Source organism: Acetobacterium carbinolicum, assembly GCF_047456275.1.
Taxonomy (GTDB): Bacteria; Bacillota; Clostridia; order Eubacteriales; family Eubacteriaceae; genus Acetobacterium; species Acetobacterium carbinolicum.
Genome location: NZ_CP173357.1, coordinates 1,915,001 through 1,926,874 on the forward strand (window position 1 = coordinate 1,915,001; position 11,874 = coordinate 1,926,874).

The 11,874-nt window shown below is 38.2% G+C and carries 12 protein-coding genes (1 of these 12 running past the window's edge); 6 read left to right on the plus strand and 6 right to left on the minus strand.

Translation table 11 applies throughout. The features are described from left to right. Positions 1–253, plus strand: the final stretch of a protein-coding gene (locus ACIZ62_RS08820; protein WP_414151849.1) for a recombinase family protein. Its footprint begins 482 nt before the window's first position; the window shows 253 of its 735 coding nt (coding positions 483–735); its start codon lies off the left edge, out of view; its stop codon occupies positions 251–253. A gap of 311 nt (positions 254–564) precedes the next feature. On the opposite strand, the gene ACIZ62_RS08825 is transcribed toward ACIZ62_RS08820, so the two are convergent. Beyond that, entirely contained in the window at positions 565–2,058 is a 1,494-nt protein-coding gene (locus ACIZ62_RS08825; protein ID WP_414151767.1) for a PLP-dependent aminotransferase family protein, read from the minus strand. Positions 2,059–2,172: 114 nt separating this feature from the next. On the opposite strand from ACIZ62_RS08825, the gene ACIZ62_RS08830 reads away from it, so the two are divergent. The 3 genes from ACIZ62_RS08830 to ACIZ62_RS08840 all read left to right on the plus strand — a co-directional run bounded on the left by ACIZ62_RS08830 (position 2,173) and on the right by ACIZ62_RS08840 (position 5,299). Continuing rightward, on the plus strand, positions 2,173–3,582 hold the full coding sequence (locus ACIZ62_RS08830) for a pyridoxal phosphate-dependent decarboxylase family protein (RefSeq protein ID WP_414151768.1): 1,410 nt from the start codon (positions 2,173–2,175) through the stop codon (positions 3,580–3,582). 271 nt (positions 3,583–3,853) lie between these two features. Then, a complete protein-coding gene (locus ACIZ62_RS08835) occupies positions 3,854–4,438 on the plus strand; it encodes a TetR/AcrR family transcriptional regulator (RefSeq protein WP_414151769.1) in 585 nt (194 codons plus the stop codon). A gap of 63 nt (positions 4,439–4,501) precedes the next feature. After that, complete coding sequence (locus ACIZ62_RS08840; protein ID WP_414151770.1) at positions 4,502–5,299, plus strand: EFR1 family ferrodoxin; 798 nt, start codon at positions 4,502–4,504, stop codon at positions 5,297–5,299. A 293-nt stretch (positions 5,300–5,592) separates the two neighbouring features. Here the strand turns inward: ACIZ62_RS08840 and ACIZ62_RS08845 are convergent, their stop codons facing one another. From ACIZ62_RS08845 to ACIZ62_RS08860, 4 genes are all read right to left on the minus strand, one after another. After that, positions 5,593–6,393 (minus strand): ExeA family protein, encoded by an 801-nt coding sequence (locus ACIZ62_RS08845; RefSeq protein WP_414150293.1) that lies wholly within the window; start codon positions 6,391–6,393, stop codon positions 5,593–5,595. Continuing rightward, entirely contained in the window at positions 6,386–7,645 is a 1,260-nt protein-coding gene (locus tag ACIZ62_RS08850) for a DDE-type integrase/transposase/recombinase (protein WP_414150292.1), read from the minus strand. Before ACIZ62_RS08850 ends, ACIZ62_RS08845 begins: the two co-directional genes overlap by 8 nt. A gap of 146 nt (positions 7,646–7,791) precedes the next feature. After that, entirely contained in the window at positions 7,792–8,328 is a 537-nt protein-coding gene (locus ACIZ62_RS08855) for a transposase (RefSeq protein WP_414150291.1), read from the minus strand. A gap of 363 nt (positions 8,329–8,691) precedes the next feature. Then, the gene (locus ACIZ62_RS08860) at positions 8,692–9,792 is read right to left on the minus strand and encodes an IS110 family transposase (RefSeq protein WP_414151771.1); all 1,101 of its coding nucleotides are present in this window, start codon (positions 9,790–9,792) and stop codon (positions 8,692–8,694) included. Positions 9,793–9,993: 201 nt separating this feature from the next. Here ACIZ62_RS08860 and ACIZ62_RS08865 point away from each other — a divergent pair, with 201 nt between their 5' ends. Beyond that, positions 9,994–10,521, plus strand: a complete 528-nt coding sequence (locus tag ACIZ62_RS08865) for a DUF1543 domain-containing protein (RefSeq protein WP_414151772.1) — start codon at positions 9,994–9,996, stop codon at positions 10,519–10,521. A gap of 65 nt (positions 10,522–10,586) precedes the next feature. Next, positions 10,587–11,384, plus strand: coding sequence for a carbon-nitrogen hydrolase family protein (locus tag ACIZ62_RS08870; protein WP_414151773.1), 798 nt, complete (start codon positions 10,587–10,589; stop codon positions 11,382–11,384). Between the two features lie 44 nt (positions 11,385–11,428). On the opposite strand, the gene ACIZ62_RS08875 is transcribed toward ACIZ62_RS08870, so the two are convergent. Continuing rightward, positions 11,429–11,788, minus strand: coding sequence for a cupin domain-containing protein (locus tag ACIZ62_RS08875; RefSeq protein ID WP_414151774.1), 360 nt, complete (start codon positions 11,786–11,788; stop codon positions 11,429–11,431). Positions 11,789–11,874 lie beyond the last annotated feature (86 nt).

Below are 11,874 nucleotides of genomic sequence, written 5' to 3' on the forward strand. Positions count from 1 at the left end.
TCCTACAGGAAATGCTACATGGCCTAAGAGAACAATTGACGTAATGCTCAGTAATGAAAAATACAAAGGAAATGTACGTCTGCTGGATGATGGGAAGCATGAATCATACTACCTGTCAGAGAATAACAATCCGGCGATTATATCCAAGGAAATATTTCAAGCGGTGCAGATTGAGAAACAGCGCAGAAGTAATGTGACAAAGGGCGAAAATGGAACCAAGAGAAAAAGCAAAAAATATAGCGCTAAGAAGTAATAATACAAAATAGCCTAATTGAATTTTATATATCGAGAGGATAGAATAGACGTCAAACCTTCTTAAATACAGCGTTTCTACTGTGTTTTAAAAAATGTGAAATAGCCTAAAAATTCACGTTGAGACGGTAGTATTGATGTCAAAAGAAAAATAAACGATGTGTGGAAAGCCCGGTGTAACTGGGCTTTTTCTTTTTTTATACTATGAATAACTCACTCTAAAATAATAGAGAAAGAACAAATAGAGTATCTAAATATATAGAAAAAATCATCCTCAGAAGAAGATCCTAAGTAAAGATTTAGTACAAGCCATCAAATAATAGGACCGTCTTCCGCATTCTTTTTATCACTAAATGAGAATATAATTTTACCTAAAGTAATAATGCCATTTTCTAATTGTTCTTGATCCAAAGAAGAAAAGCTCAGACGTATATGATTAAATTCTGGCTCGCTTGCATAACAGGTTGACCCGGCAAGAAAGGCAATATTGTTATTTTGAGCCTCAAAAACAAGACTCTCTGCACTTAGCCATGATGGAAGAGTGAGCCAAATATTTAGACCTCCCATTGGCGAACTCCATTCAACAGTATTGGGCATGTGTTTTTTAAGAAGCTTTAAAATTAAATTACGCCTATTATATAAAATATGATTCATACTTTTTAAATGCTTTTTCATGAAGTCCAATTGAACAAAAGGTAATAACGCTTTTTGAGTTAATAATGGACTACCAAGATCAGAATTAGACTTAGCTGCAATGAGTCTATTTAGTATTGTACCTGATGCTGCTAAAGTACCGATTCTGCAACCAGGGGATAGAAATTTACTAAATCCTTTTATATATATGACATGACCATCGGTATCCATACTTTTTAATGCAGGTAAAGGATTCTTTTCAAACGAAATTTCACGCCAGGGATCATCCTCAACAATTAAACAATTAAAGTCTTTCGCAATTTCAATTAATTCTTTTCTTCTTTGCATACTCATCACGGTTCCGGTTGGGTTATGGTAGGTCGGTATAGTATAAATTAATTTTGGAGTATAAGTATCACATAACCGTAAAAGTAAATCGATTCGCATTCCATCTTTATCAACAGGAATAGATAAAATAGTAGCGCCTTGCCAGCGGAAAACATCAATAGCAGCCGTATAGGTTGGCGCTTCCATCACCACAATATCACCTGCACCTATAAATGTTCTGGCAACTAAATTAATCGCTTGTTGCGAACCATTCGTTATAATAATTTCATTTTTAGATAGTGAAATATCGCTGGAAATCAAATAATCAGCTATGGCAGAACGAAATTCTAAATCTCCTTGAACAGGTCCATATTCTGAAAGGATACCTGGATTTTTTAAGATGAAGGATGATATATATCTGGAAATAAGGTGTTCAGGAAGTAAGGAACTGTGAACTGAGGCGGCTGACAACCATATTTGTGATTTTGTTGCTAAACTAATATTTTGCCACCAAAATTGGGCTCTTGGAAGGTGATCAGGGATAGAAAGCTGCCAATTTAGAGAAGTTAAATCAGTGTCATGATCATTATGATTCCTTATTTTTTCTGTTTGAACAAAAGTACCTTTTCCTTGTATGGTAGAAATAATGTGATCATCCGCAAGCATTGCATATGCCTTGGAAACGGTAACCATACTTACATTTAGTGTTTTTGAAAGGCTTCTGACAGAAGGCAAGCGGGAGCCTTTTTCTAATAAACCGGAGGATATGCGATCAGCAATGGACTGATAAATTTGTTTGGATAAAGATATATTTGTATTTCTATCTAAAGCTATTTTAATTTCCATTTTGTACTCCCTAAGTGTTATAGTCTGCTGTTGACTGTTATAGACGATGTGTAGTAAATATATTATAACACGCTATAACAATGTCAAGCATGAAAATTTAGAAGGAGCATATCAATGGATAAAAATTTAGAAAATGATTTAACTAATATTAATACTTTATTAGAAAAAGTAAAGAACTACTCATTTGATTTCTTAGAAAACATTAATAAAATACCAGCGTTTCCAGATAGGAGCAACATTTATTCGCCTTCACAATTAAACAAAAATGGATTAGGCGGTGAAAACACATTAGAAGAGTTTATGCAAAGATTTTATAAGGGTATCGTTTCAAGTGGGGGATCAAGGTATTTTGGTTTTGTAACGGGAGGGGCAACTCCGGCGGCTTTAATGGGAGACTGGTTAGTGAGCACATTTGATCAAAATGCTACAGCTTGTGATCATTCAAGTGCAGCAAAAATTGAAGAAGAAACCATAAATTTATTAAAGCAGCTTTTCGGATTACCAGAACAATTTTCAGGAGCATTTGTAACAGGCGCTACCATGGCTAATTTTGTAGGATTGGCAATTGGCAGGCAGTGGGTAGCCAATCAATTAGGCATTCATCTATCCTTAGACGGACTGTACTCAATCCCACCGATTCAGATTGTGAGTGCCACACCTCATTCAAGTATTTTAAAAGTGATGTCCATGTTGGGTATGGGAAGAAATCATATGCATTACATTCCAACAATCGCTGGAAGAGAGGCAATCGATATCGAAGCATTAGAAAATTACTTAAAGCAATTGAACGGGGAACCATGTATTATTGTAGCAAATGCAGGAACAGTGAATACGGTTGATTTTGATGATTTAAAACAGATTGGAGAGCTAAAGAAAAAATATAATTTCTTTCTCCATGTAGATGGAGCCTTTGGCGGTTTTGCTTCTTGTTCTTCAAAATACAAGCACTTTGTAGAAGGAATGGAAGAAGCCGATTCCATTACGATAGATGCGCACAAATGGCTCAATGTTCCCTACGATAGTGCCATGCAATTCACAAAACATCCCGAACTTCAGCTTCAGGTTTTTCAAAATAATGCCGTATACTTAGGCGATATTTCTGAAACACCTGACTTTGTTCATTTGGTTCCGGAAAATTCAAGGAGGTTAAGAGCGCTTCCGGCATGGTTTACAATAAAGGCATATGGGCAAAACGGATATCAGGAGATCATTGAGAGAGATTGCGAATTAGCGCAATTGTTAAGTGAAAAAATTCATGAGTCGAAGAATTTTAAATTACTGTCAACGACCAGATTAAATGTTGTTTGCTTTACCATTAATTTTGGTGAAGTTGCGATGAAATTAGAGAATATACAGCAGTTTTTGAATTTAGTAAACGAAGATGGCAGGGCGTTTTTTACCCAAACAATCTATCAAGGAACACCTGGAATACGGGCAGCTATCAGTAATTGGAGGACAGAGGAAAAAGACATTGAAATTGCGTGGGAAGTATTAAATAAGGCGTATAACGCTTACAAAAAATAATATAAAGTTCTTAATATATACATCAAACTGCGAGAACTAGGAGAAATAAATTGATTGAAGTAGAAAATACGCAATTAGAACAATTATTATTATTTAATGAAATTGAAGATTCCATAAAGATTGGTTATGAATATCGTAGGAAATATAACACTGCCCATATAAGTAAGCTGCGAAATTACATATGTATATCCTTGACAATCTATTATAAGATTAGTATACTTTAAAAAACATACCATCCGTTTAGTATGTTTTGATAAAGGAGAAAACGAATATGAAAACAAAGGAACAGTTATTGCAACAGGCAGTCGTAATGTTTATAGAGAAGGGATATGACAATACAAGCATTAATGATATAACAAATACCTGCAATATTACTAAAGGTGCGTTTTACCATCATTTTAAAAGTAAGGATGAGATTTTTTGCCAGGCAATCCAAGTAATAATGGAAGAAATTAAGAAATGGAGTGATGAAAAAAATACTTCTTCAAAAAATATAAAAGAACTGATACAAAATTCCTTTGATTATTCTGATTATTTTTCCTACAGCAAATATTACAACAATGTCAGCAGTGATACTTATCTTGTTTTAATTGATTCTATTAAAAAATTCCCAGAATTTAAAACAAAGGTGGCTGACTATATTTTCGGCAACATTCCATTAATCGAAGAAAAATTTAAGGAAGCACAAGAAAAGGGCGAAGTAAAAAAAGATATTGATCAGCATTTTTTCGCACTTCAGATTGCCGTACTTGTGGAAGGGCTTATGTTTGCTTGTGCAGTTACTGGCACCGAATCATCACTTATTATGAATGGAAAAAAAATTGCCCAAAATCTTTGGTCCATGATTAAGATTTAATGTAAATATGCCAGATGCTAGATATGCTTCTTATCGTATTCATTGAATAGAAGGGAATAAAATATGTTAGGAACACACATCAATTTTTATTACTATTCAGGAACCGGAAATACGTTGTTGGTAGTGAAAGAAATGATAAAAACCTTTTCCGCAAAAGGAATACAGGTTAAGCTTTATAAAATTGAAGATACTGATCCAAAGAAAATAGACATCTCTACCCCTTTTGGGATTGCCTTTCCGGTTGCTTTCCAATCTACATTGCCATTTGTATGGAATTTCCTAAAAGCACTACCAAGGGCTGAGAGAACACCTGTCTTTATGGTGGATACCATGATGGCTTTTTCTGGTGCTATTGTGGGACCACTGAAAAAAGTTCTAGCAGAAAAGGGATATGACTGTATCGGTGCCTGTGAGATTGTGATGCCTAATAACTGGCTTCCCAAGCAGATCAATGAGGAAGAGAATGAGAAAAAAATAACTAATGGTCTTAGAAAAGCCAGCGAATATACAGAGAATCTTATTGAAGGTAATACTTCTTGGAGGCGCATTCCATTTCTTTCAAAAGGACTGTATCATATCTGTTGCAATAATTTTGTGATGCAACGGATAAATCTGGCTGAAGGACGAAAAATTGCTGTCGAAAAGGACAAATGCATTAAATGCGGTCTATGTTCAAAGCTGTGTCCCGTGAACAATATCGATATGAAAGAGTATCCAGAATGGCACAACTCGTGCGAGTTATGCATGCGATGCCTGAGCTTTTGCCCAGTTAATGCAGTAATCATTCCGGGTAAAAATTTTAAACAGTATCGTGCAGTTAAGGCAAAGGAATTTACGAATAAAACACTTGGAGTAAACTAAAGTTATGGTAAAATGACGAAGAAAATTTTGAGTTTGCTAAAGCGTAATAGCAGGAGGAAAAGTCTGAAACATTTTAAGTATTAAGCTCACCTAATTTTGAGCATAGCAAAGAAACCATCAAGAGATGGTGTAAATTTTCACATTATTTCGGACTGGTTTAATCACAATAAAACGGATCGAAATGTTCGAAAGACTGTGAAAATAATGGCGGGTTAAAAAGTGTGTTTCAGTTTTTTAATCACATAATCACGCTTTATTTCTCCAGAAAAAAAGGGAAATAACGCCGTCAGGCGTTAAATCCCAGCATCCGCAGAAGCGGCAAAAACAATCTCTTCATCAATAAGATCTGTTTGTTTTTGAAAGGCAAGAATCAGACACTGGGTAACCAGATTACCGACTAATCGCGGATAACCACCAGTGGATGATGAAATGGCTTCATAAGCATTCTCGTTGATCAGATTCCGTGAAACACCGGCATGCTTAAACCGGTGTTTGATATAATCCCGAACCTCATCCGGTGTAAGCGGCGAGAAATGAAACCGGGTCACCAGCCGCTGATCAAGCGACCGGTTCTGGTTTAAGGCCAGTCGGTTGGCCAGCGTCGGTAAACCGGTGAGAATCAGAATAAAAGGATTACGTTTATCCATGTCAAAGTTAAAAATGATGCTCAGATCGTGAAGAAACTGGGCTGAAGCCGACTGCATCTCATCCAGGATAAAGACCGGCGTGATGCGGCGTTTATCATAAAGATCCGTAATGGCGTTCTGAATCTGAAAAAACAGCTCCACTTTTCGAAATTTTGGCTGTTCCCCAAGCGAAAACGCCAGACCCCGGTAAAAATCCATGGTTGTCCCGGAAGACATCGGGAAATACATGACCTTATATAACGACGGATTCAAACTGTCGGCAAAGACCCGCAGGGTCGATGTTTTACCAACCCCGGGGTCCCCAGTAATCAGACCAAAACCGCGGGTGGTTTTGAGATAATCCAGTCGGGCTAAAACTTCCTTGTAAGCTTCAGATTGAAAGAGCATCGATGAATCAATGCCCTTGTCAAAGGGCGCCTGCTGGAACCCGAAAAATGATTTATACATGAGGAACACCGCCTAACGCGCTGTAGCTGATAGCATTGTTATTGCGTTTGGCAATGGCGTTGTCCGTCATGATGACTTTTTTGCAGGTAAGAATCCGGACACTGTTTTCATAAATATAGATTTCATCCGGATATTCATTGGGATAACGGATATCCACGCTCTTACCAATAAACATCGGCGACGCTTCGAAAAGGGCGTTGTGCAGCGAAATGGTGGCATCCGACTTGACCTTTCTGGTCACCCGGATCAGAAAGGCTTCATCAATAATTCGGGGATCAGAGAAATGCTTAATCCGGTCACTCCCCCGCATATAAAAGACCATCGGCGCTTCATTGAGACTCGAATGAACCTTATGATGATAATCCCGAGCCAGCCAGGCCTCAAAGCGTTGGTTGAGGACCTCCAGATCCATCAAGTCAGCATCCGTCAAAAGTGGATAGAAACGGCTGCGGACGGTTTTGAAAAAGCGCTCGATTTTGCCCTTGCTTTTGGGATCATAAGGCTTGGTGTTGACCAAGGCAATACCCAGGGTGGCACAGGAAGTATTCAGTTGGTGGGAACGGAAAATCTTGCCATTATCCGCATAAAGCATGGTGGGCTTACCACAGGTAAGTAAAGCCGATTTAAGGACATGAAGGAGATCTTCATTCTTCTCAGCCAGCATGAACTGAGCCCCGGTAATCCGCCGGGAAGCATCATCGATAAAAGCGATCAGATAGGTTTTGCGTTTTTTACCGTTAAGAGTCAGATACGGGCCATGGGAAACATCGGTCTGCCATAGGGTGTTGATATCAATATGGGCAAACCGGCGGCGGTCAGATGTATCCGCCTGGGATGGCTTTAACAGTTGATGTTTTTTGAGCAGCCGATACACCGTCGAATAGGAACAGTCAGAGCTGGTGAAGTGGCCTTCATGAATGAGCCACTCATGGAACAACTTCACTGATAAATGGATGTTTTCCGTTCGCAGCGTAAGGAGTAGTCTGGCCGATTCTGCCGGTAACGCCCGGGACGAACCCTTGTCCGTCCGAACCTTGGGCTTAAGCGCATCAAAACCATGGCGCCGGTACAAACGGTGCCATTCCAGCAGGGTTTTACGGTTGTAGGTGCGGATGCCATAATGCGGGACATCATGGGTTTTGGCACTGACCTCATCCAGATAAGCCGTGTGGTTCGTGATGGTATCCGTAAGTAACGGCGCAATCAGGCCATAGCGAAATAAAGCAATCAATTCTTTGTCTTTTTCAGTCATTGTAAAAACCTCCGATTTTAATGAGTTGAGGTTTTAAGGATCCATAAAACCAGATAATCAGAGAATAACGGATCAATCGATAAAAGGCAAAGCAAAAGCTCTGTGGGACAAATAGTTCTTCAAAAAAATAGGGAAGGATGGTACAATTAAAGTGCCATAAATCCTATCTTAAAATGATCGTGATATCTTTTGCCGAAGATGTGGGGCTTCCCCACCGAGTAGACCATTTCAAGAAGCTTTATGGCTTTTTTATGCCCAAAATCAGGAAAGACGATTAAAGGATCATGACAGATGCGAAAATACTCAATCAGCCGGTTCAGACAAAAAAGGAAACGCCGGGTGATAAAGTGCCGATGCTGATGCGCTAAAGCGCAGGCTGAAGGAATCCTGTTTAAAAAGGCCCAAAGCAGTTCCAGCAGAAATGGAAGGGCCAGCTGAAACCCGGGATGGCAAAAAGAAGGCAGAATACTCACTGTCTTGCCGCAATGAATACAGTAATGGCGTTGGACCGGAATGGCGAAGACATCCTCATACCAGATCACATGCCGGTGATAGATACCATGAAGATGAAGCCGCCTGCACGAATGACAATGAGGACAGCTGTCGATGCGAACTTTTTCAGCGGTGTAGAATTCGTTGATATAATCCAGCGGGTGGTCAGAAAAGTGTTCCAGATAAACCATGGTTTGTGCTTCCTTAAAGTGACTAATGATTAATCATTATACCATAATTGAAAAGCCGGGTTTAGCTGGAATAATTTGATTAAATCAGGACTTTTGGGACTCCTATAATTTGCTAATTAACAATGGTTGAAAAAAAGTATTAGTCGAACGATCAGGTGCCAGTTAGGATCTGATAACCTTGAGATTTAGCTAAGGCAATCGCCTGTTCAACCGTGATTTCACGGCTAACTGGAAGAACATTCGATTTTTTATATAACTCAGCATTGTATGGTTCGCTCTTTTTCAGGATCATATAAATAGCGGTCAAGAGCATCCGGGCAACGGCAATAATCGCCCGTTTATGGCCGCGACGTTTTTTAATCTTTAAGTACGGTTACGGATTTCAGGATGCTTCTCGCTTTTGACAACGGCGGTTGCGCATTGAACCAGAAGCGGTTTTAAATAGCAACCGGCTCTTGAAATCCTGACAGACTTTTTCTTTCCGGCACTTTCGTTATTCGTGGGTGTCAGCCCTGCCCAGGAGCATAAATGCTTAGCTGTCGGGAACACGTCCATATCAGCACCGATTTCAGAGATAATTGTAATCGCTGAAAAGATGTTTTTAAAAGACGGAACAGTTAAGATCAGATTTATTTTTTCTGCGTAGGGCAAGGAAAGACAAAGGATAAGATCTTCAAGATCGGATTTGCGGTCTTTGAGATCATCATAGTGCTGTTTGATAATCCGTAGTTTGGCGGCCTGTTCAGGGGTGAAAAAGCCATCAATCGCCATCTCCAGTTCCGGAATTTTTTTCTTCATGGAACCGTGAATGAGAGAAGAGATATCCAACGATTGATCGGGAGGGTTGTTGAGAAGCTGTTCAATGATTGCCATGGAACTTTTGCCGAAGGTATCGGAAACAACATTGCCAAGCTGTATATTGGATACCGTCAACGAATTCTGGAATCTGTTTTTCTCGCTGGATCTGAAATTAGTGAGCTTAAACCGATACCGCATTAGATCTCGAAGTTGACGGATCGCCAGCGGTGGCATAAAACTGCCAGCCACCAGATCATGTTTAAAGAGATCCGCAATCCATTGAGCATCCTTTTTATCCGTTTTTTTGCCCCGAATTGCCTTTACATATTTAGGGTGAGCCAGGGTGATGTTGCAGGTTGTTTCAAGGATATTGAAAACCGGAATCCAGTATTTTCCGGTTGATTCCATGCAAACGTCCCTGCAGTTGTTTTCGCAAAGCCATTGTGACAGCTCTTTAAGTCCTTTGGTATAGGTCGAAAAGCGATGGCGTTTGTAAGTGGTGATAGTGTTGTTGGTTGAAGCAATGCAGGCGACCACAAAAGTTTTATGAACATCAATACCACAACAAATTTGATAAACGATTTTTAAAGCCATAGAAAAAACCCCTTTCATTGATTTAAAGGGATAGACAGCATTGACTGATTGCCCAGCTATAAAACGAGTCATGTTTATACAAAGATAAGTCTACGTGCTCAAAGTCATACTTATTTGTGCTTGGAAAGGCAATCCACACATATATAAATGCAGTCACTCCAGAATGGAGCAGCCTACTCACCTCCACGTGATTTGTAGTTTGCGGTTATCCCTATGGCTATACAATAATTAAAACAAAACTTAAAGGCAAGACGTTTCAGGACGTTTTGTGCCTTGAGTGAAACGAAAGGAATGGCTATATATATGAAAAAGTTATTTGTGATTGGAATTGGTGGAAGTATTAACAAAGCGAATATTGAAGTACATGATGTACAACTGATTATAGCAGATTGCATAGAAAATACGTATGACATTCTTAAAGAAGGCTGGTATGGAGAACATTTGCACCTAGATGAATATAAAGCACTTATAGGTGCAGATGGGTGTGCTATTCAGATTGAAGATTATCCGCAAAATACAGAACTTAATCTGTTTTTTGTAAATATGGGTGGTTACTTAAAGGAAACTTTTGGAGAACAACATGAGTATGGATTTTTTGTGGCAGAAACGGAAAAAGAAGCAAAAGAGAAAGCGAAAAAAGAGTTGCTAATAAATTTGTATGATAGTCATGTTGACAGTATTTTTAAGGTTGAGAATCATTTGAAATTTGCAGATGGGAAGATCGTCTATATTCATTTAATTCCTGATGGAAAAGGGTATTGCTTGAATCCTGAGTGGAGTGGTTATAAGAAGTTAATATAAGTCAGAGTTTGGAGCTTTTTTGGTAGCTACAAAAGCGCATTTACAATCTGGAGGTGTAAAAAAAAATGAAAATTGCATTAGCGCAAATGAGAATGCAGAAAAATAGTGATTATAATTTACAAGTAGCTCTGCAAGCAACGGAACAAGCTGCTTTAAATAAGGCGGATTTGATTTTTTTTCCAGAACTGCAATTTTCCCCGTTCTTTCCTCAATATGAAGGATTGGATATGAAAAAATATGCACTTACTATAGACCATAGTTTCATTAAGGAATTAGCTGATAAAAGTAAAGAATTGGAAATCATCATATCTCCTAATTTTTACCTAAAAGAGGAAAATAGTTATTATGATGCTTCACTGATGATTAGTGCAGGTGGTGAAATTCAAGGAGTTTCTAAGATGGTGCACATTACTCAAGGGCAGTATTTCTATGAACAGGATTATTATAATCCCTCGAATGACGGCTTTAAAGTTTATAAAACACCATTTGGAAAAATTGGAGTTGTCATTTGCTTTGACAGACATCTGCCAGAAAGCATTCGTACTTGTGTTGCGATGGGTGCTGACTTAATACTTATTCCCACTGCAAATACGGAAGGTGAACCATTAGAATTATTTGAATGGGAATTGCGTGTGCAGGCTATACAAAGCAGTGTATTTATTGCAATGTGCAATCGAGTAGGGCAAGAAGACAACATGAATTTTATTGGGCAGTCTATAGTTGTTAACCCTAACGGAAATATTGTAACCAAGGCAGATAGGCAAGAACAGATAATGTATGCGGATATTGATTTAAGTCAAAGTAATGATATACGCAAAAAAAATCCATACTTCAGATTGCGCAGACCAGAGTTTTATAAATGATATTGAGGTTATGTTTTTCGTTTTGAAAACATAACCTTTTAGTTTTAGATTTTCTTTAGCTTTTCTACCGTTCTTTCATTTACAACATTTCCTGTATTTAAAGTAATCTTCGACTCTATAAGCATTACATAAACTTCTTCTTCAGCAACAGGCATATGCTCGATTCCTCTTGGGATTATAATACATTCACCTTTATTGAGTTGTACATCTTTTTCTCTAAACTTAACGGTTAATACGCCTTTCAGTACATAAAACATTTCATCCTCATTTTCATGAGTGTGCCATATAAAATCACCTTTCAGTTTGGCTAATTTTACGTAGGACTCGTTAACTTCACCGATAATTTTGGGACTCCAATATTCATTAAAAAGGCTAAGCTTTTCTTCAATATTAATTTTTTCCATTATTAAATACCTCCAATTATTAAATATGACATGACGCGAATGGTAAATAAATCATATCGTTAAACGAACACAAGTTAATTGTTAAA